The following is a 20,315-nucleotide window of genomic DNA, read 5'->3' as shown; positions in this document are numbered from 1 at the left end:
GATCAGTTTTTCCGTCATTGCGAGGAAATTACGAAGTAATTGACGAAGCAATCCAGTTAAAAAATGCTAATTTATAGCATTTTTTATTATTTTTTCTGGATTGCCACGCTCATTTCATTCGCTCGCAATGATGACTCTCGATCTACGCGGGCAATGCCTCCGCGGGAATGACATAAATCCTACTAAACCCCTACATTAAACATCTTAAAAATAAATACTAACTCTTCAGCTGTTTCTTTAAGATAGTCGAAACGACCGGCAGAACCTTTATGCCCCGTATCCATATTTGTTTTTAACAATAAGGGGTTATTATCAGTTTTGTACTCACGTAATTTTGCTACCCATTTTGCCGGTTCCCAATACCCTACACGTGGGTCTGATATACCGCAAGTAACAAATAGAGCAGGGTAGCTTTGCGGTTTCACGTTATCATAAGGCGAATAGGATTTGATATAGTCAAAATATTCTTTTTCCTTTGGATTACCCCATTCATTATATTCTAAAAGAGTTAATGGCAGAGTCTCATCAAGCATGGTATTAAGGACATCGACAAATGGCACGTGTGCGACGGCTACTTTATAGAGTTCAGGTTTTTCATTAAGAACATAGCCGATTAACATACCGCCGGCACTACCACCCATTATTACTATATTATTCGCACTTGTATATTTTTCTTTAATTAAAGTTTCTGAGCAAACTATAAAATCTTCAAAAGTTCTTTTTTTATTTAAGAATTTAGCAGCCTTATACCAATCATGCCCAAGATCATCGCCACCTCTAATATAAGCAACTGCGTAAACAAAACCGCGATCGCTAAGTGTTACTGCCATATTTCTAAAGTTTACCGGCATTGCGATACCATAAGCTCCATAACCCATTAAATATAAAGGATTTGAGCCGTCTTTTTTGAATAGAGATTTTTTATAAAAGAGGGTGATGGGAATTTTAACGCCCTCATTATCTGCAAATATTCGTTCTACTTTATACTCATCAGGATTAAAGCCGGATGGTATTTGCTGCTCTTTCAATATCGTTAGCTTATCGCTATCAAAATCGTAATTGTAAGTGGTACTCGGTCTTGCAAGAGAAGAGTAGTTTAAGCGTATATCGTCTTCATCGAAATTAGTAGAATAGCCGTTTGTTTGGAAGCTTTCGTCGGGGAAAGCAACAATTTTCTCTAAAGAGTCGCTAAATCGTTTTATTTTGACAAGTGGTAAGCCATTATCACGATAATTTAAAATAAGATAATTTTCTGTTATATCAAAATCTTTCAAATATTTATCTTGCTCTTCCTTAATATAATCATTATGCCAATCATCATTTTGGAAGTTATCTACCGGAACTTTGACTATACGGAAGTTTTTAGCTTTATAATTAGTTTTGATATAAAAATAATCCCCATGATGAGCTACGTCATAAAATATATGACTCTCTAGAGGTCGTACTAATTTTGGCGTAAAACTCTCATCATGCATAGAAATAGCATAAATTTCATTTTCATTATGATCGCCTGAATTGATAAATAAATATTTGCGGCTACTAGATTTCTCACCGCTAACAAAGTGAGCGGAGTTCTTTACTTCAAATATAAGCTTGTCGTTTGTTGCGTCCTCGCCTAAACGATGAAACATTACTTTATCCCAGCGTTGATTTTCATTAATAGTAATATAGAAAAAGCCGTTTAATTTCTCATGCCAGATTATAGTAGGGGCTACTTCTTTGACTATATCAGCTAAATATTTTTGTTCTTTAAGATCATATATTTTGATGTCATATTTTTCGCTGCCGGTGAAATTAACACTATAAGCCATTAAATTTTGATCAGGTGACATTGCAACTTCACCAACATCAGTAAAGCCGGTATTTAAAAGATTAACATCTAATATTATTTCTTCACGGGCATCCATATTTTGATGTTTTCGGCAATATATTGGATAGTTTTTATTTGCTTCTACTCGATGGTAATAGTAATAATCATTTTTCTTAGTGTATGTGGATGTATCATCTAGCTTAATCCGTCCTTTTAATTCTTCAAAAATCTTTTCCTTATCATTTTGTAAATCGGCAAAAAAATGCTCAGTATATTCATTCTCAGCTTTTAAATGATCTAGAATTTTATTATCTTGTACATCTGACCATTTAGGATCACGTAGCCAATGGTAATAATCATTGTTATGGTTTTGTTTGTCAGCAATTGGTGGTTTCATATGTCAAATTTGTTTGTTATGGATTGGTTTTTTCGTCATTGCGAGAAGAAACTGTAAGTTTCGACGAAGCAATCTCGTTATTATTTCCTGAGATTGCCACGCTCCTTTGCAGTCGCTCGCAATGACGACTACAGTACTAAAATCAAGCTAATTAATATCAATACTATAATAAATATAGCAGTTTGACCATTATGCCAAGCAGATATTTTACTTAAAGTATCTTGCCAGAAAGCTTTAAAATTGAAATATTCATCTTCCTCTATTTCATCACTTTTTGCTTCTTTATATTTGGTGATACAGAAGTAAATAATTTTTTGTATATAGCGGTATAAATCAAGGTTAATATTTTTTGTTAAAATACGTGGTGATGAGCGGAGTAGCAAAGCTAAGAATAGTGCAATTAAGATAATTGATAAGCTATTACTTACACCAGAAATTTGAACAGGGTAAAATGTGCATATTACTAGAGTGATAAGGCAGGAAGAGAGGTATAGTAAATAAACTGGCGTCATTGCGAGGAAAAACTGTAAGTTTTGACGAAGCAATCTCAGGATAATAAAATGAGATTGCCACGCTCCTTGTAGTCGCTCGCAATGACGTGTTACCTCTTTATTACTCACTTGCAATAATGCTAATACCCCCTCAAAAACCAAGCCAAATAATATAGTGCAGGTTGCTATTTTAAAGAAAATCATAATGTAGTTTTCGTTTAAAGCATTTGCTAGTTCTAATTTTATATAAGAAGAATTAATAGGAAGTATAGAGCCATATATTAATATGGTAAGTACAAATCCAATTAATAAAATAGGATTATATTTAGTAGTTTTAAGGTCTCGATAATTTTTAATGTTGTTTGAATCTTCTATAATAGCAAAATATAAAGCAAATACCCCGTTATATAATATATGCATGAATATAAAAATCGGAATAAGATATAATATTCTAGGAGAGTTTATCCCTATGGCCGTTAAAATAAAACCAAGCTGTGAAACGGTGAGGTAACATATTAGCCTTCTGAGGTTTTTTTCTATTAAAGCAAATATTAAACCATAGATTATCATAGCTAGACCGAAAAACTTAAGTGTCTCAAGACCGCTAAATAATTTAAATATGGTGATTAATGCAATTTTAGTAGTGAAGCTAAGTAGGTAAATCATACCGCTACTTGAAGCTTTAGGATAACAATTAACTACCCACCCATTGAAGAAAATAATTGAGGCATTTATTAAGCAGCCTGCAAGTATTAATATTGCCGATAATTCAGAATTATATATTGCTGTTGTTAATGGAGTAAAAGCTACATTAGCTGTTTTATCAATTAACAAGCTCATGCCAACTAGAATTAATCCGCTGCTAAATAAATGGGTTAGGAAATATTGCCTAGTATGTTTTACACTACGACTTCCTATAAAAATAATTATGCAGGCAAAAATTGTCATAAATTCTAACGAAATTATCATAGAGATAAAATCGCCTGAAAATAAGCAAATGAGAGATGAAAGGCAATATAAACTACCAATTAAACTTTCAAGTTTTCTATTTTGAGAAATCGCATATAAATTTGCAATAGCGGTGATTAATAAAAATGCTACCGCTATTAATTGGTTTTGCGTGCTAAAGTCGAACACTAGCTCAAAATTAGCAAGAAAAAATGATAGTTTAGTGTTTTGAAACATTTTAATCTTTAAGTGCTGATGTCATTTTGTATGATTCCTATGTCATTCTTGTGTTAGGTTTGCGTACATAGATTAAAAAGCATCGTTGGTGTCATCCCGTGGCTTGTCCACGGGATCCAGTAAAAAATACAAATATAAAAGCTCGATTTATCTCGCTTTATTCTGGATCTAGTTCCCAAGCCACGGGATGACACTGATACTTAAGTTGGCACCTATATGCTTTTGCAACGATGACATAAAATTATTTTTTGATATTTTGTCTTGTACTTTTTCTTATTTCATTAACATCTTTTATATAATCATCAATATCATCGGCATCTAATATAGGTGCATGTTCAAAAAGCTCTTTCAAAGTTTTTTTAGGTTTATCAATTGGATGAGCAGGAGTAATCCTTGCCACAATATTATTACCTTTTTGAATATCAAAGCTTTCGCCTTTATAATAAACACGGTTAATAATATCGGAAAATGAACGTACAACTTCTGTTGCTCTAACAATCTGTGCCATATCTATATCCTAATAAAATTATCATACTTTATGTATTATACTATTTTATGTAATGTATGTAAATTATATTATGTCATCTAGTTGCTTGTCCACGGTAGTAAGTAAAAACAACTTTCGATACTAATAATTTTAGTACCTTAAGCTGGATCCCGCGATCAAGTCGCGGGATGACAGAGGAAAAATCGATCCACGCGGGCAATGCCCCCACGGGACGACAGTATGAGTATATTAATCACTAAAGCTTTGGTTGATATTTTTCCTAGCACTTCTTATATCTTTTAAGCGTTCATGGACTTTTTCGAAGACTTGTTTAGGAAGAATAGAAGTATTGATTTGTAAAAATTCGTCATCTTTTAGCTTGATAGAGAAAGAGGGTTCTTGAAATTCTGGTCCATCGATTTCTCTAGCAATCTTTATATAATAACCGATAATATGGCTGTTATAATAATCGCTTTTACTGATCATTTTTTTAGCTATCTTATTAATATTCATATCAGTTTTAGCAGTATAAGTAACAGTTAGTGCAATACCGAGCATTAGACGCTGTCTATGGCTAAAGGGAATATCTGAAGACAGAATAAATTCTGAAACGAAATTAGCTCTAAGTGTTTTATCGATATTTTTGTTATACTGAGCAAGCATTATAGCTAGCTCGACTGTTATTAGAGTAGTATCATCTGGATTAATGAGAAGATATTTTACAGCTTCAATATATTGATCGATTTTACATATATTTCTATCAAATTTTACTAATCTCTTAACTCGCTCATAAATAATATCTTTTTCTTTTTCATTATCCGGTAGTGAATCAAACCTCACCCCTTCTTTTAAGCCATAATTTGAGATGATAATTTTTTCTGGAGAAAATACTTTAATCATCGCCTTTATTACTAAAACAGCGTTATAATTAATCGCTTTTTGTTCATAATAGCTAAGCTTTAACTTATCGATTTGTGATAATTTTTCCAAATATAACTCAAATTCTACACGGCTTATTTCAAAGTTATGTAAATTTTTAAGAGGGTAATTAATAGACTCCATATATATTCGGCTCATTAAACGTAATGCACCACCGATTAAATATAGATTAGGATAATGCTCAAGACCAAATTCTTTTTCAATTAATTCAGTAATAAGCCCAAGATTATCAAAATTATTATTAGCAATAATCCGCGTGCCAAGCGGTAGCGATTTTAATTTACCAACTTTTTTATCTGCAATTTGTGCAAGCTCTAAACTGCCGCCACCAAGATCAGCTACAATACCTGAAGCATCGCTAATTCCTGAAATTAAACCGGCAGCGGTTAAATAAGCTTCACGTTCACCTGAGATAATCTCAACTTCAATATTGAATTTCTTTTCGATTATTGCTTTAAATTCTTCTGCTTTTGGGTGTCCCCTGAGTATAGCTGTTGCAACGCATCTGATATTAGTAACAGAAAGCTTAGTAAAAATATGAGTGAGATATTGTAGAGATAAATATGTTTGATGTTTTATATCTAAATTATCTAAATTGAGTAGATTGGTTAGGTAATTTTTGAATTTATAATTAAAAATTTCAGGAGCTCCAAGCTCATCGGTTTCATAAACTACAGCTCTTAAAGCATTTGAACCGATATCAATAATAGCTGAACGCATCTTCGTATATACTTCTTTTCTTTTAAGAGTAGAATTATACTCAAATCATTTGGGTATATATTACTCACTGTTTTCTGGAGCAACAGCAGCCTCTTCTGTCTTATTAGAAGTTTCGTTATTATTTGCTCGCGGATCAAAAGGTACTTGAGTAGGTACAAAAGTCGGCGGTAATAATCTACTGGTAAAAAACTTATCCTCAAAATATTTAATCTTACGAGATTTTATCGGAGGAAAAGACTCTATTAAAACAATCTGCTCGTTTCTTGGTAACTGTATTACTTCTTGAGGTAAAAGTAAAGCCCTTTGAACTTGAGAAACATTTTGTGTTCTAGTAGAAATATTAAGATCAAAAAATATAGGTTTGCTGAATGATCTTTGTTCTACAGTTTTATTACCTACTAATTGTGATATTAAATTTGCGGTTTCATAGTTATTAGCAGCAAAGGTAATACGATATGTTGAGTTAGATAAGAAAGAGTTCATACCCGCATCTTCATATGTTCCTTTTAGCTGCTGTGTATCTTGAATAATTAAGAATAAACGAACTCTATAACCCCTGAAATAAGCAATACCTGCTTTGAACGTATCCATCTTACCAAGTGTTGGGAACTCATCAAGTAAGAACATCACGCCATAAGGTTCTTCTTTTAAATCAGGCATTTTTCGGCTTAAAAACTCTGTAGCTTGCTGATAAAATACCTGCATTAATTTCTGCAAACGTTGTATATTATCAGGAGTAAGACCTACATATACAGTTGTTTTTATTTTCTTGAATTCTTGCACGTTAAAGTCAGAAGAAGCAGTAGCAGAGTCAATTAATGGGTTTGCCCATAACTCAAGTGATGAGTTCATGGTTGATATAACACCTGAACGCTCTTTATCGGCTTTTTGTAGGAAAGCTGCAATATTCATATATGCAACAGGGTGAATTATCCCGCCCAAAGTATCAAGCACGACCGCTAGATTATAGACTACGTCATCACTTCTCATGGTACGCACCACTTCACCAAAGGATTTGGTTTTAACAGGATCGGCTATTAAATATAAAGTTACGCCCAAGAATAAGCTTCGTGCTTCATTATTCCAGAAATCCTTTTCAGGCATAATAAGGTTTGAAATTTTTTGTACGTCATCAACCATTTGTCCAGGCTTAGTACTAACCCAGTCAATCGGATTATAGCAGTGAGTAATACCATCTGGGTTAGATGGTTCCCATACAAAGACTTTCTGACCTTGTTTCTCACGCCAACCGCTCGTTAAGCCATGGTTTTCAAGTTTTATGTCATGAACAACTACTGAATCAGACCAAAATAATAGGTTAGGTATAACAAAGCCCACACCTTTACCAGAACCGGTAGGAGCAAATAATAAGGCGTGCTGGAATCCATCAGCAACAAAATAACCACCACTATCAACTCCGATTAGCATACCTTTTTTAGCTCTAAGACCAGCCGATTCAACATCTGCAGGACTTGCCCATCTGGCATCACCATAGACTTTTTCGGGTTGCTCAAAAAATTGTAGCGATTTGATTCTCTCAAAGTTCTTAATGTAAAATATTATAACGACAAGAGCAGGACCAAGAAGTGAAGCAAGTAGCTTTAATTTTAAATAGTTATAATCAGAGATTTTTAATTGTCCCCAAACGCTAACAAGCCAATAAGCCCATTTATAAGCAATATTTATAGCAGTTACATCTACTCCAAGAGTCCCAATTTCATTGGTAAAGATTGCAACAAATGCACCACTTATCCATAAGGTACTAAAAATAACAACCGGATGAATTATAGCATGACCGAATATATTTCTAGTGACTTTGAGTATGTTATGCCATTCCATTTAGTAATCCTTGATTTTTATTTTTTATGTCATTGCGAGCGACTAAAAGGAGCGTGGCAATCTCAGGAGTATTGTACTGTTTTATGAGATTGCCGCGTCGATGCTATGCATCTCCTCGCAATGACGCTCTCACTACACCATTCCTTCGGCGTTTTTATTCTTTTTATAATATACTTCCGATACATATCTTTTACCGCCGCTGCCACGTTTTAATTGTACTACAATATCTACAACTGTTAAAATATATTTTTTTACTTCTTCAGGTGGCATACCAAGATCAGCTTGCATAACCATCAATTTTAGTTGTTCAATTGCCATAGCAGGACTATCAGCGTGAAGTGTAGATATAGAACCTGGGTGACCAGTATTAATAGCTCGCAAGAAACTAAAAGCTTCTTTACCTCGAAGCTCACCAACTATAATTCTATCAGGTCTTAAACGCAAACACGCTTCTATTAGATCTTGAGTAGTAACGTTTGCTCGTCCTTGTCCACCTTTAGAAGCAAGCAAATGAACTCTATTAGGGTGACTAGATAATACAACCTCACGAGCATCTTCTACTGTAATTAATCTTTCCAATTGAGGTATTTCAGTAAGTGCTGCATTAGTGAAAGTAGTTTTACCTGTTGAAGTACCGCCGCTAATTATAATATTTTTCTTTGAAATAACTGCGTGTTTAATGAATTCTTTTATCTTTTTTTCAGCTAAATATCCGTTTAGAATTATTTCATCTTGATCTACTAAACTTTCTGTTGCGGTTTCATCAAAAGCTCCCATTTTAGCGTATTCATCTAGAGTTAGATTCATACCGCTTGGCTTTCTTATAGAATAAATGATTTGCCCTATTTCACAAGCAGGTGGAAATACTATTTGAATACGATAACCATTTGGAAGTGTGGCTGAAAGTAAAGGTTTTTCTTCTGAAATCATTTGTTCAGTAGATTGAGCAACTAAACGTCCAAGCGAAAGTAAATGTTCCGCGTCAAGCTCTGGTAATTGTTTAGAATATATATCTCCTTTCTTCTCAACCCATGCTTCTCCAGGTTTATTAACCATAATCTCGTTAATACCATCTTCAGCAAATAATTCTTTAAACGGTAATAAAAAGGTTTCTAAGGCAGCGAATGCATCACTCATTTTACTACCTTTGATTTTGTTAAAACAGTAGCAGGGAATTTATAATCCTTATTAACGTATATCTTAATCGGAGTACCTTGATTAATCGTTGTAGTAGGTTTAAATTGCTGCTGAGTTATCATATTTTGTACAGTATTAGTAATATCTGTAAAAGCTTGCGTAGAAGCTTGTTGTGCCTGAGTTGGATTTGATGCTATAGAAGTACTAGTAAGCAAGCTTGAAGCAGCTGTATTAACCGCTTGTACTAATGTAGCTAGCCTCTGTTCAGGTGTATTTGCCGAAGAAGCATCTTGGGCAGTTGTACAGGCTTGTGTCATTGTAGTATAGGCAGTAGATGTTTTATCAGTAATAGCAGCTAAAACATTTGTACAAATTGTAACTATTCTTGTATTTAGATCCAAACTAGTATTTTGGGAAATTGTTTGAGCAGTATTTAATAACTGAGTAGCAATAGCACTATTAGTAGCAGCAGCTTGTGAGTTTATAGGCGGAGGTACTAATTTATCGAGAACCTTGGCAATTCCTATATTGAAAGCAGACTGTAATACTGAGTTAGCAAACTGCTCCTTATATTTATTATCTACTCTTCCTTGTACCCCTGGTCTTCCTAAATTATCAACTGCAGGCGAATCAAATGCTATAGTATAGCCATTAGTTAAGTCTATTCTATCCCATATTACAGAAACTCTGCCATAGCTATCTGCTGAAGTTGAAGTTGCATATTTACCAAATACTTTCGATCCTTTCGGTATTAATATTATTTTATCTTTCTCAGAATATACATCTCTACTAATAATAGCTCTTATTTCGCCACCAAGATCGCTATTTATAGCTGTTTCAAGTACTGCCTCAATTAATTTACCACGCCCTAAGATTAAAGACATGTCACCACGATCTTTAAATACTGCATCCGCAGCAACTTGTTCAGCTGTCTTCTTAGGTTCTACGCCGCTAACTAGCACAATAGATGATGTTCTTTTTGCTTGTTTACGCTTCTTTTCCTCATCACTTTCAACTAAAGGTCCGTTTGTTGAAGGTAACGAAATAGGCGGAGCTGGAAGTGTTTTTGACTTATCCGTTTCTACTGGGGTAGTTGGAGGTAAAACTGGTGGTACTTCCACTACCGGAGGGGTAGGTGGAGGTGGTGTCGGTGTCTCAAGCTTTGGTGGATCCGGTAATTTAGGTATTTCAGGTACGTTATCTGAATTATCTTCAACAGGTTTAACAATATTGCTAGGTATATTAGTGTTTTGAATTTCTTCTTTTTTAGGAGCAAAGAAAAGAGAATAAAAAATATATATAAGAATACCGCAAATTACAACTACGATAGCGATACTTTTATTAAAACTCACTGAAACTTTTGATAATTCTTTTTGAACTTCAGGTGTATCCGCTCCTGATAAAGAACTGTTATTGTTTTGCTCTTCGGCCATATTTAAATTATATTATAGTTTGTTGTTATTAAGTGGCAATCTCAGGAGTTTGCTTTATGAGATTGCCGCACTCCTTGCAGTCGCTCGCAATGACGTAAACTATACTAGTATCTTGCCATGTAATTATTGCTTGTTCTATTCTTAGAATAGTCAAATTTAATTACATATACTAACTCTTTCTCATGACCTTCCATTAACTCAACAGAAGAAATATCAAATTCATATGTTCTTTTGTTAGTTATGATAGTCATGTTAGTACGAATATATTTTTCAAGAGGTTTTATAAATAAACGATTACCAATAGGAGTTAGTTTCCACGCATAGGCGTCTCCAAGGATGATATTTTGAACTTCTTCATTTTTAGCAAATTCTATATGTGCTTGAAAACCGAAATGCAGTGTTAATAAATAAACTTCATTAGGATTATATATATATGTTTGTATCCTATTATCCCTAGTTATAGATAAATCATCCAAATAATTATTACTGATATTACTACATGGATCATTTTCTAAAAGTGGGCAGTCAGCATTAGCTATTAAGCCACTTAAATATATAAAAATTAAAAAACAAAATCTAACTATTATCATCGTCTACCCTATATCCGTTAACTTGAAATCCTACAGGATTTATATCAAGTTCTGAATCTGTTAATTGCATTGGTACGTAAGCATAACTTACTACTGCTATTTTATTATAAACTGTTTGATTTCCTGTTGCTTCATTTACGGAAAATCTAACTATATATTTGTCTGAGGCAATTTTTGACCATGACTTTACTACTAAATAAGTCGTATTATTTTCCTGATACTTTAAACTTGGATCGTTGTTTTTATCTCTTATATACCCAAGATGACCATAAAAAACATTACTCGTTGAAAGTAATCTTATAGTAGTGCGTGCCAAGGTAGTGAAATCAACAAAATTATATGTTTCTCTTGCATTTATATATTTTTTTATAAAATATCTTGTAAGAGATTCATCTGCAGTAAGCACTGGTGATGAAATAGGTTCTACTACTGATGCACGACCGGTAGTATCATCAAGCTGAATGACAAAAGGATCAATTTGTTTAGATTTTACCACAAAAGCTATTACTAAAGTAGATATTACCATAAAAATTGATAATATTATTAGTAATATTATTAATAAGTTACGTTGAACAATCAGCTTATCAGCACGTTCTTCATACCAATTTTGAGTTATCTTTAGCGGATTTGCTTGGTTTTGCTCGCTCTTTGCATCATTTTGTGCTTTATCACTTGATTTAAAGAAGCCGAATATATTATCTAACATACTTCTATTGTTATATTAAACGGTTACTAGCGAAATAAGTGTCATTGATATATTTATGCTATATCTATTATAGAATTAACCGGTCTTCTTACACAAGGATTCATACTTAACTCTGCTTCATCATTAATTTCAGCTGCAACACACGGGCTTTTAATTTCGTAAGGTGCTGAGGGTGTACATGATAATAATTGTGAAAGCATAATTAATAATACCCCAAACTTGAATAATTTTAACATCTTAAATATATAATAGTGGTTTATTTTATTACTTGTTTAAATTAGCTTAGTATATAATTGTTCACAAGCATTTTTTACAAAAATTTATTTTAAGTGTAAAAAAATATTAAAAAGATTGTAAACAGTGTTATATAACAATAATATTGATACAATATTATTACCATCAATAATTATTATTGTATAATTTAAATTTATAAATTATTTATTTTAATTTTAAAATTAAGTAGTATTTTGGTATTGTAGCAACAATATAAAGTTATTTTATAACTTAAATAATCTTAAATTAACAAATGATAATTATATTAAAATAATTATGCTAAGGTTATGGGGATAAAAATACTCATCAATTACTAAATAATTATGGATCCAGTACTTAGTGCCGTACAAGAATATGTTAAATCCGGCGAATATTTTAGTGATGCAAGAAAATGGTACAGCTTTAAATATGTAGTGCCGTTAAGTAGTAGGTCTCTTTTACTTTTAGCATGTGCAACATTTACGTTATTACTTACTATTATTTGTATAAATATTGATGTATTATTACCTATAAAAGAAAAAATAAGTTACTTGATAAAATCTGGTACCGAAAAACAAGCTACTATTACTAACACTAAAGAATCTGCATTGCGTGACCCTTATGGTTCTGTTGCTAATATTATGCTCAAAAATTACGTACTACAGCGAGAGGAATATAATTATGATTTATTAAAACAACAATTTGTTTTTATTAAAAATAGTTCTACAAGTATTGTTTATATGCAATTTGCTAATTTTATGAATATTGATAACCCGCTATCACCGGTTATGCGATATCAAAAATTATATAGGCGTTCAATTAATATAACATCAATTCAAAATATAAATAATAATGAAGTAGCTGTTACTTTTGAGTCATTAGCTAAAAATAGTGCAGGGGAAGTTTTAGAAAATATGTTATGGGAAGCAAAAATAGGTTATATAATGGATTCTATCGGTGCAAATCTTCCGCCTAATGCTCCATTTAATTTTACTGTTACCAGTTATAAGCTAAAATTATTAAAAGATAAAAACCAGAAATAATATGAAGCGATTAATAATATTTTTTACAATAATATTTTTTACATTAAATATATTTGCTATTAGAGAGTCAAGACCTTTGGGGCAAGATTCTCGTTTAAGAGTTATGGTTTATAACCCTGATGATGTTTTTAAATTTACAGGATATTACGGCTATCAAGCAAGTATAGAACTTGCAAGAGATGAAGAAATAGTGAGTATCTCTATGGGTGATACTACTTCTTGGCAAATAGTACCTGCAGGTCATAGGATTTTTATTAAACCGATGGAACAGGATGCCACTACTAATATGACTTTAATTACTAATAAACGAACATATTTCTTTGAACTATACGCTGCTGAGACTCTTGATATGCGTGATCCAGAAATGGTTTTTAACGTAAAATTTCTTTATCCAGATGATGACAATGATAATGCTGGTGGTCACATGCAAACTTATATTGCCTCTTCGGCAAGCCCTGATCTTAATCATCCAGAAAAATATAACTTTAACTATTATATTAGCGGTAGTGAAGAAATAGCTCCTATCAAAATTTTTGACGATGGCGAATTCACCTATCTACAATTTAGAGATAAAAATTCTGAAATTCCTGGTATTTTTGCTGTAGATGATTCAATGCGTGAGTCTTTAGTAAATTATCGTCTCGCTCCAGATAACCCTAATTTAGTTATTCTTGAACAAGTATTCCCAAAACTTGCTGTGCGTAAAGGTAAAAAGATTACTTGTATATTCAATGAATCTTTTAGAGCATACTGATACTCGATGAACTTGAAAAATTGGCTGCGTCGTCTTTGTAAGTCCTCGGCTGCTCACGTATTAAGTATACGCTCCGCACCTCGGCTTACAGTCTCCTTGCTCTTTTTCAAGTTGATCTTCGTATTATCCTTCACTTAACTATATACATATGTCCCATTTAATATATTTTTTTGCTTTAATATTACTGACTTCGGGTTTATTTATAATGCTTACAAGTCATAATTATATTCATAAAATTATAGGTCTTGGGGTTTTTCAAAGTTCAGTATTAGTTTTTTATTTAGCTTTGGGTAAAGTTAAAACAGGTATTGTACCTATTATGCAAGAAAGCGTCACTACCTACACCAGCCCGTTGCCTCATGTATTGATGCTAACAGCTATAGTAGTGGGTTTTGCAACACTTAGCGTAGCTCTAAGTTTCATATATCAAATTTATAAACACTTTGGTACAATATCAGAAAACGAAATTAGTTTTGATAAATAGATATATTTCTAGTATGTTATTTGTAACCACCTGTCATCCCGCGACTTGATCGCGGGATCCAGCTTAAAGTACTAAAATTATTAGTATCAAAAGTTGTTTTTACTTACTACCGTGGACAAGCCACAGGATGACACCGATTTGAATAAAAACCCATGATCCTAGCCAACCATTTCCCAATCTTACAGATTTTATTCCCATTTGCAGGGGCATTACTTGCGACAATATTTTTTCGTTTTATTTTATTAACTCGAATCATTACTATCTGCTGTGTTTTAACAAGTTTTATAATTAGTATTTACGGGTATTTTATTGTAAAAAATACTGAAATTTCTTATGTGATGGGAGGATGGGCTTCCTCTATCGGGATTGAGTATTATTTAAACTCTTTGAATCAAGCTATTATTATTTACCTTAATTCGGTTTTATTATTCTTTCTAATTTTTTGCTACAATATCACTAACCAAACTATCCTAAAATATATTAACATTAGTAGAAGAACTTTATTTTACGCCATATTACTGTTTGCTCATATGGGTTATTTAGGAATGGTTAGTACTAATGATTTCTTTAATTTATATGTATTTATAGAGATTTCAGCACTTAGTAGCTACGTTCTGATAGCTAGCGGTGGTAACCATAAATCCTTAATAGGTGCTCTTGATTATTTAATAATGGGTAGTATTGGGGCAACTTTAATTCTTATAGCCATAGGCTTTCTGCTAAGCATTACAGGTAGTTTAAATATGTTGGATGTAGCTGGATTTTTACAAAAATATTCTAATTCAAATATTGTAACTTTATCTATAGGATTTTTCTTAATAGGGGTTATTTTAAAAACTGCTTTTTTCCCTATGCATTTTTGGATGATGAGAGCTTATAGCAGCACCGCTTCAGTGATTCTAGTATATTTGGCAGAAATTTCGACTATAATAGGTGTATATATAATATATAAATTTACCTATCTCATTATAAATTATGAAACGATTAAACTAGCAATTAACAATTTTATAAGACCTATTGCTTTATTGACGCTTATTATAGTCCCGTATTTTGCTTATAAGTCTGAGAGTTTTAAGAAAATTATAGTATATTCGTGTATTACTCAAATAGGCTATGTATTTTTGTTATATGTTACCGATAGCGGTATGAAAATTTTGCCATGCTTATTGATTATAGATAGCATAAATAAAATAGCTCTTTTTCTAATTGCTGCTTATAAAGAAGCATATTCGAAAAAACCGAACCAAGTTTTAGTAATAATAGCTGTAATTTGTAGCAGCGGCTTGCCAATTAGCCCATTATTTTTTGTTAAGGTAAGTATTCTAGAATTATTTTTAAAGCAAAATCTATTATTAGATTTTATAATAATTTTACTAAGCTCGGTAGGATCATTATTCTATCACTATAAAATGGTGAAACTTTTATTTTTGCAAAAGCAAGAATCAACTTAAGAAAAGAAAAAGCTTTTGATGTTATTACTTGTATAAGCCGAGAGGTATCTTCGGTGTCATCCCGTGGTCAAGCCGCGGGAGACATTGTTGCGTGGATCGAAAGTCGTCTGAGCTACGCGAATGAAATGAGCGTGGCAATCTAGAAAAAATAATAAAAAATACTATAAATTAGCATTTTTTAGCTGGATTGCTTCGTCAATTACTTCGTAATTTCCTTAGCTTAGACGGAAAAACCGATCCACGCAGGCAATGCCGCCACGGGATGACACTGAGGATGCTTTTCGAGGTACGTAACAACGCCGAAAAAGCTAACTAGATGACACAATAAAATCCTGAGATTGCTGCGTCGTGGCTTTGCCACTCCTCGCAATGGTGTTGATAACTAATAAAAACATAATAACATGCTAGCACAATTTACCACTCCGAATCTTTTGATTCTATCAACTTTACTAGTTGGTATGCTGAATTTAACTAGTCCGTTTGTGACTAAAGAAGATAGTTTTACACGTAATTTTTTACTTATTGCTATCGGGATTTTTTTCTTTAGTAATATTCTAATTATTGATTGGATATTTTTAAAAGGCGTAAGAGCAGGGTTTAAGTTCCATATATTCGGTAATTATTTTATAGGTTTTCATCTCGAACCTTTAGGGCTGATCTTCTTAAGTTTGATTAGCTTTTTATGGATTTGCTCGCTGCTTTATACTCCGAAATATCTTGCTATTAATAATATAGAAAACTCTTCAAGGTTTTTATTCTTCTTTAATCTAACTATTCTTATCGGCGTTTTAATTGCCCTATCTAGCAATTTATTTACGATGTTTATTTGTTATGAGCTTTTAACAATTTCTACGGCTTTTTTAATAGGGCATACTAAAAATAACATAGTGCTTACGGGATTATATAAATATTTAAAAATTTTGATGATCACCGGAATTATGTTATTTTTGCCGGCTATTATAATCATTTATGCTAAAATCGGTAATGGGGATTTCGGAAGTAAAGGGCTAATGCTAGAGCATTTTTCTAAAAATCAGTCTATTCTTTTATTGCTAATGTTTATTTTCGGTATTGCAAAGACAGCGATTTTTCCAGTACATACATGGCTTCCCGCAGCAATGGTTGCACATTATCCTGTCAGTAGTTTACTGCATGCAGTGATAGTAGTAAAAACCGGCTTATTTTGTATTTATAAAATTTTAGTATATATATTTGGCTTATCATACTTACAAGAAATATTTGAAGCATTTAACTGGCTGATTTTTATTCCGATAGTCAGCATTTTTTATAGTACATTTAAAGCTTTTGGAACGGATAATATTAAGAAAATACTTGCTTATTCCACTATGAATCAATTAAGTATAGCATTGCTTAGTGCTTTTATGCTAACGCCTAAGTCCTTAGCCGTTGCAACTCTACATTTAGTATCGCATTCTTTTACAAAGATTTGTTTATTTTATAGTATGGGGAGTATTTATAGCCTAAAGAAAGCCAATCAAGTGCAGGATTTAGCAGGTACTTCAAAAGAATTCCCATTGATTTCTTTTATGATATTAATATCGTCATTATCACTAATCGGTATTCCGATATTAAGCGGCTTCATAAGTAAATTCTCAATTTTATTGGCAGCAGCCGAACAGAATCAGTTTATCGTGATGGCTGTTATAATAATTAGTAGTATATTCTCAAGCCTGTATCTTATCAAAATATTAGGATTTATTTACAAACCTTCTTCGACTGAAACCTCAAATATAGCAAAACAGCTTCCGCAGCTTATGCAAATAAGTATCATGATCTGCTGTGCTGCTGTGATATTCTTTTACTTCATCCAAATTCTAATCAAGAAGTTTTTAGGATATATTTAAATTTATACTTTTCTGTACAAAAGTGTTGCATCGCCGTAGCTAAAAAAACGCATTTGTTCTTTTATGGCGTATTTATATAGTTCGTGCATTTCTTTAAAGCCAGCAAAAGCACAAACTAGCATAAATAAAGTAGATTTTGGGAAATGAAAATTAGTAAGCAACATGTCGACTATTTGAAATTTAAATCCTGGAGTTATAAAGATATCGGTTTCAAACTCGCCAGAATTTAAATTGCCATTTATAGCAGAGCTTTCAAGAGTTCTAAGGCTTGTAGTGCCGACTGCTATAATACGTCTTTTTTCTTGTTTAGCCTTATTTATAATTGCAGCGGTTTCAGGAGTAATAGAGCAATATTCCGTATGCATTTTATGCTCGTTAATATTCTCGGTTTTAACTGGCATAAAAGTTCCTGCTCCGACATGTAGAGTTACAAACGCCACTTGCACCCCTTTTTCTTTAAGCTTATTTATTATATCGTTTGTGAAATGTAAGCCTGCCGTTGGTGCAGCAACCGAACCTTGAATATTGCTATAAACTGTTTGATAACGTTCATCGTCGAGTTTATTGTCATTGCGAGGCATCCTTTGGGACGCCGTGGCAATCTCAGGATTTTGTAACGAGATTGCCGTGTCAGGACTGTGTCTTTCCTCGCAATGACGTTGAGCTAGCGATTTTTGAAATGGTCTCTTAATATAAAGTGGTAATGGCATTTCGCCATATTTATCTAAAAACTCAAACACCGAAATATTAGCAAGTTCAAATTTAATTTTAATCTCACCCATTTCGAGCTTTTCGGTGATAATTATTTTATGATCATCAAAATAAAACTCATCGCCTATCTTTAGCTTACGTGCAGGTTTTGCAAAAGCTGACCAATAGTCGATTGATTTAAGTTTGCCTAGATCGTCGTTCGTCACTATATCCTTAAGTTTTTGATTTAAGTTTATGGTGATGTTTTTGTCTAAATTTAACTTGGCTTTGATCACTTTACTGTTATTAAAAACTAATAGATCCCCTTCTTTTAAATAATCAATAATATTGTAAAATTTGGTCTTGACATATTGCTGTGTAGAAGCAATTAATAAATTTGACTCATCACGTTTGCTTACTGGGTTTTGAGCGATTAGCTCTAAAGGTAAGTCAAAGTCAAAATCGGATAATTTCATGAGATTTGTATTAAAGATTTAGAAAAATTATCATTTATTTGTTAAGAAAGAACAGATTAAAGTAAATAAACTTTAGTGTGGTGGAGGCAAGTAGTACGATTTGCTAACCACCACGGATAAAAAACAGTATATAAATGAAGCTTTTTTTATGCAACAAAATTTACAAGCAGGATGAATTTAAGGGGACAAATTGTCCTTGTCCGTTTTTCAGCCAAACATACTATCTGCTCCAAGGACATTAGTATCATCATTTATATTTTGTTGTTCTATTAATTCCTCAAGCTCTTCTTTTATGCCCATAAATTTTGACGTTGTAAACTTATTATTTAAAAGCTTGTGTATATCAGTTATTATTTGGTCTCGGTCGATTGTCCTAATAAGGAGAGGAGTTTTTTGTATTATGTATTTTATAGTATCTTCTATTATAGATTTATCTTTTATGTTAGCATTATTAGCTATTTTATCATTTAACTTATCTACTAACTTTTGAAAATTACTATGTTCTTCCAATAAATTCTTATTTCTCTGTAAATATTTCTCAATTATAATTTGACTTTGTTGATCCATATTATTTTGTTCTAAATCTATACGCATAATAGTAGTACTTTCTTTTAAAGCTTCAATAATTGCGTTTATTCCTACAGTCCCTATATAATTCGCATTAAGGCAAAGATGCGTAAGAGTCTTAAGTTGTAAAACTTCGGCTAATACTGATATTTTTTGATTACCTAAATCACACCCGCTAAAATCAAGTTTCTTTAGTTGTGTACTTGCTTTTAGAGCTTCAGTAATAATTTTTATACTTTGGTCACTTATAGTGCTGCCCATAAAATCGATAGCGGTAATTGTCTTGATAACTTTTAATTTATCTGCAACCAATTTAGCAAAATCATCTGTTATTATTTGATAACAAAGACTGACAGAGGTAGGATCATGAAAAAATTTATTTACTGTTTCAGCAAGTTCGTTATTTTTTGAAAGTATTTGTTTTTGCTGTTCCTCATATTTCTTTTCTACCTCCTTTTCTGTATTTAAGTTCTGTGCTTTTTTCTCTGCTATAGTTTTATTTCTTTGTAAATATTCATTAATTGTTTCTAATATTGTCTTACTTATATTGTTTCCTGAAAGGTCAAGATGAGTTAGAGAGTCATTATCTTTAAGTGCTTCAGCGATAAACTTTGCCCCGCTATTGCTTATATTGTTATTTGAAAAATAAAGTTCAGTTAAAGAGTTATTACCTTTAAGTGCTTCAGCGATGAACTTTGCTCCAGTGTTGCCTATTTTGTTTCCTCCAAGGAACAGCATAGTTAAATGGTTATTAGCTTTAAGGGCAGCAGCTAATTCTTTTGCTCCAGAATCGTCTATTTGGTTCTTATGAAGATTAAGCATAGTACCATGATTTCTTAAGTTATCTGCTTTTTGCTTTAAATCCTCTTTTTTCTAGAAATTCTATTAACTTTTCATGTGAGGTTTTTGCTGCTGATACTTCTTGTGGAGTTTGAAACTGTCCTTTAAACATACTTATATCCTTATCAAATTCTATAATTTTTAATATTTTGTTAAAAA

At 32.4% G+C, this 20,315-nt stretch carries 17 protein-coding genes and 1 pseudogene; 5 read left to right on the top strand and 13 right to left on the bottom strand.

All coding sequences use genetic code 11. From position 1 onward, the window contains the following. Nucleotides 1–182: 182 nt before the first annotated feature. The 10 genes from AAHF54_RS05380 to AAHF54_RS05335 form a co-directional block, all read right to left on the bottom strand. Nucleotides 183–2,207 (bottom strand): S9 family peptidase, encoded by a 2,025-nt coding sequence (locus AAHF54_RS05380; protein WP_341788268.1) that lies wholly within the window; start codon nt 2,205–2,207, stop codon nt 183–185. Between the two features lie 128 nt (nt 2,208–2,335). Next, complete coding sequence (locus tag AAHF54_RS05375) at nt 2,336–3,883, bottom strand: proton-conducting transporter membrane subunit (RefSeq protein ID WP_342169907.1); 1,548 nt, start codon at nt 3,881–3,883, stop codon at nt 2,336–2,338. 241 nt (nt 3,884–4,124) lie between these two features. Further along, the gene (locus AAHF54_RS05370) at nt 4,125–4,391 is read right to left on the bottom strand and encodes an antitoxin (RefSeq protein ID WP_341788266.1); all 267 of its coding nucleotides are present in this window, start codon (nt 4,389–4,391) and stop codon (nt 4,125–4,127) included. Nucleotides 4,392–4,619: 228 nt separating this feature from the next. Then, nucleotides 4,620–6,029 (bottom strand): Ppx/GppA phosphatase family protein, encoded by a 1,410-nt coding sequence (locus AAHF54_RS05365; protein ID WP_341788265.1) that lies wholly within the window; start codon nt 6,027–6,029, stop codon nt 4,620–4,622. Nucleotides 6,030–6,089: 60 nt separating this feature from the next. Then, on the bottom strand, nt 6,090–7,868 hold the full coding sequence (locus AAHF54_RS05360) for a type IV secretory system conjugative DNA transfer family protein (RefSeq protein ID WP_341788264.1): 1,779 nt from the start codon (nt 7,866–7,868) through the stop codon (nt 6,090–6,092). A gap of 132 nt (nt 7,869–8,000) precedes the next feature. Further along, nucleotides 8,001–9,005: a P-type DNA transfer ATPase VirB11 gene (gene virB11 / locus AAHF54_RS05355; protein WP_012151688.1), complete on the bottom strand. Its 1,005-nt coding sequence runs from the start codon at nt 9,003–9,005 to the stop codon at nt 8,001–8,003. Continuing rightward, a complete protein-coding gene (locus AAHF54_RS05350) occupies nt 9,002–10,438 on the bottom strand; it encodes a TrbI/VirB10 family protein (RefSeq protein WP_342169906.1) in 1,437 nt (478 codons plus the stop codon). The genes virB11 and AAHF54_RS05350 overlap by 4 nt, the downstream gene beginning before the upstream one ends. A 104-nt stretch (nt 10,439–10,542) precedes the next feature. Further along, the gene (locus AAHF54_RS05345) at nt 10,543–11,028 is read right to left on the bottom strand and encodes a TrbG/VirB9 family P-type conjugative transfer protein (RefSeq protein ID WP_011477674.1); all 486 of its coding nucleotides are present in this window, start codon (nt 11,026–11,028) and stop codon (nt 10,543–10,545) included. Continuing rightward, on the bottom strand, nt 11,015–11,734 hold the full coding sequence (locus AAHF54_RS05340) for a virB8 family protein (RefSeq protein ID WP_341788261.1): 720 nt from the start codon (nt 11,732–11,734) through the stop codon (nt 11,015–11,017). Before AAHF54_RS05340 ends, AAHF54_RS05345 begins: the two co-directional genes overlap by 14 nt. A 53-nt stretch (nt 11,735–11,787) precedes the next feature. Beyond that, nucleotides 11,788–11,970, bottom strand: a complete 183-nt coding sequence (locus tag AAHF54_RS05335) for a DUF2706 domain-containing protein (RefSeq protein WP_016948043.1) — start codon at nt 11,968–11,970, stop codon at nt 11,788–11,790. Nucleotides 11,971–12,330: 360 nt separating this feature from the next. On the opposite strand from AAHF54_RS05335, the gene AAHF54_RS05330 reads away from it, so the two are divergent. Next, nucleotides 12,331–13,029 (top strand): VirB8/TrbF family protein, encoded by a 699-nt coding sequence (locus AAHF54_RS05330; RefSeq protein WP_342169905.1) that lies wholly within the window; start codon nt 12,331–12,333, stop codon nt 13,027–13,029. Nucleotide 13,030: 1 nt separating this feature from the next. Beyond that, nucleotides 13,031–13,783 (top strand): P-type conjugative transfer protein VirB9, encoded by a 753-nt coding sequence (gene virB9, locus AAHF54_RS05325; protein ID WP_342169904.1) that lies wholly within the window; start codon nt 13,031–13,033, stop codon nt 13,781–13,783. On the opposite strand, the pseudogene AAHF54_RS07490 reads toward virB9, so the two are convergent. Further along, a pseudogene (locus AAHF54_RS07490) lies at nt 13,770–13,893 on the bottom strand (palindromic element RPE5 domain-containing protein). The gene virB9 and the pseudogene AAHF54_RS07490 overlap by 14 nt on opposite strands. Before the next feature lie 38 nt (nt 13,894–13,931). On the opposite strand from AAHF54_RS07490, the gene AAHF54_RS05315 reads away from it, so the two are divergent. The 3 genes from AAHF54_RS05315 to AAHF54_RS05305 all read left to right on the top strand — a co-directional run bounded on the left by AAHF54_RS05315 (nt 13,932) and on the right by AAHF54_RS05305 (nt 17,583). Next, on the top strand, nt 13,932–14,267 hold the full coding sequence (locus AAHF54_RS05315) for a Na+/H+ antiporter subunit C (protein WP_341788258.1): 336 nt from the start codon (nt 13,932–13,934) through the stop codon (nt 14,265–14,267). A 152-nt stretch (nt 14,268–14,419) separates the two neighbouring features. Next, nucleotides 14,420–15,718: a proton-conducting transporter membrane subunit gene (locus AAHF54_RS05310; protein WP_341788257.1), complete on the top strand. Its 1,299-nt coding sequence runs from the start codon at nt 14,420–14,422 to the stop codon at nt 15,716–15,718. 401 nt (nt 15,719–16,119) lie between these two features. After that, nucleotides 16,120–17,583 carry a proton-conducting transporter membrane subunit gene (locus AAHF54_RS05305; protein ID WP_341788256.1) on the top strand — a complete coding sequence of 488 codons (1,464 nt, stop codon included), beginning with the start codon at nt 16,120–16,122 and terminating at the stop codon, nt 17,581–17,583. 2 nt (nt 17,584–17,585) lie between these two features. Here AAHF54_RS05305 and queA read toward each other — a convergent pair whose 3' ends face one another. Further along, nucleotides 17,586–18,749 carry a tRNA preQ1(34) S-adenosylmethionine ribosyltransferase-isomerase QueA gene (queA, locus tag AAHF54_RS05300; RefSeq protein WP_342169903.1) on the bottom strand — a complete coding sequence of 388 codons (1,164 nt, stop codon included), beginning with the start codon at nt 18,747–18,749 and terminating at the stop codon, nt 17,586–17,588. 207 nt (nt 18,750–18,956) lie between these two features. Beyond that, complete coding sequence (locus tag AAHF54_RS05295; RefSeq protein ID WP_342169902.1) at nt 18,957–20,138, bottom strand: ribonuclease inhibitor; 1,182 nt, start codon at nt 20,136–20,138, stop codon at nt 18,957–18,959. Nucleotides 20,139–20,315 lie beyond the last annotated feature (177 nt).

The organism is Rickettsia endosymbiont of Seladonia tumulorum, from assembly GCF_964030815.1.
In the GTDB taxonomy this organism is placed as follows: Bacteria; Pseudomonadota; Alphaproteobacteria; order Rickettsiales; family Rickettsiaceae; genus Rickettsia.
This window is presented reverse-complemented; position numbering and strand designations above follow the sequence as displayed.

Excerpts from the sequence above, each read along its gene's own strand:
- AAHF54_RS05380 (WP_341788268.1), bottom strand. The coding sequence starts at position 2,207 with ATGAAACCACCAATTGCTGACAAACAAAACCATAACAATGATTATTAC.
- AAHF54_RS05375 (WP_342169907.1), bottom strand. The coding sequence starts at position 3,883 with ATGTTTCAAAACACTAAACTATCATTTTTTCTTGCTAATTTTGAGCTA.
- AAHF54_RS05370 (WP_341788266.1), bottom strand. The coding sequence starts at position 4,391 with ATGGCACAGATTGTTAGAGCAACAGAAGTTGTACGTTCATTTTCCGAT.
- AAHF54_RS05365 (WP_341788265.1), bottom strand. The coding sequence starts at position 6,029 with ATGCGTTCAGCTATTATTGATATCGGTTCAAATGCTTTAAGAGCTGTA.
- AAHF54_RS05360 (WP_341788264.1), bottom strand. The coding sequence starts at position 7,868 with ATGGAATGGCATAACATACTCAAAGTCACTAGAAATATATTCGGTCAT.
- virB11 (WP_012151688.1), bottom strand. The coding sequence starts at position 9,005 with ATGAGTGATGCATTCGCTGCCTTAGAAACCTTTTTATTACCGTTTAAA.
- AAHF54_RS05350 (WP_342169906.1), bottom strand. The coding sequence starts at position 10,438 with ATGGCCGAAGAGCAAAACAATAACAGTTCTTTATCAGGAGCGGATACA.
- AAHF54_RS05345 (WP_011477674.1), bottom strand. The coding sequence starts at position 11,028 with ATGATAATAGTTAGATTTTGTTTTTTAATTTTTATATATTTAAGTGGC.
- AAHF54_RS05340 (WP_341788261.1), bottom strand. The coding sequence starts at position 11,734 with ATGTTAGATAATATATTCGGCTTCTTTAAATCAAGTGATAAAGCACAA.
- AAHF54_RS05335 (WP_016948043.1), bottom strand. The coding sequence starts at position 11,970 with ATGTTAAAATTATTCAAGTTTGGGGTATTATTAATTATGCTTTCACAA.
- AAHF54_RS05330 (WP_342169905.1), top strand. The coding sequence starts at position 12,331 with ATGGATCCAGTACTTAGTGCCGTACAAGAATATGTTAAATCCGGCGAA.
- virB9 (WP_342169904.1), top strand. The coding sequence starts at position 13,031 with ATGAAGCGATTAATAATATTTTTTACAATAATATTTTTTACATTAAAT.
- AAHF54_RS05315 (WP_341788258.1), top strand. The coding sequence starts at position 13,932 with ATGTCCCATTTAATATATTTTTTTGCTTTAATATTACTGACTTCGGGT.
- AAHF54_RS05310 (WP_341788257.1), top strand. The coding sequence starts at position 14,420 with ATGATCCTAGCCAACCATTTCCCAATCTTACAGATTTTATTCCCATTT.
- AAHF54_RS05305 (WP_341788256.1), top strand. The coding sequence starts at position 16,120 with ATGCTAGCACAATTTACCACTCCGAATCTTTTGATTCTATCAACTTTA.
- queA (WP_342169903.1), bottom strand. The coding sequence starts at position 18,749 with ATGAAATTATCCGATTTTGACTTTGACTTACCTTTAGAGCTAATCGCT.
- AAHF54_RS05295 (WP_342169902.1), bottom strand. The coding sequence starts at position 20,138 with ATGCTTAATCTTCATAAGAACCAAATAGACGATTCTGGAGCAAAAGAA.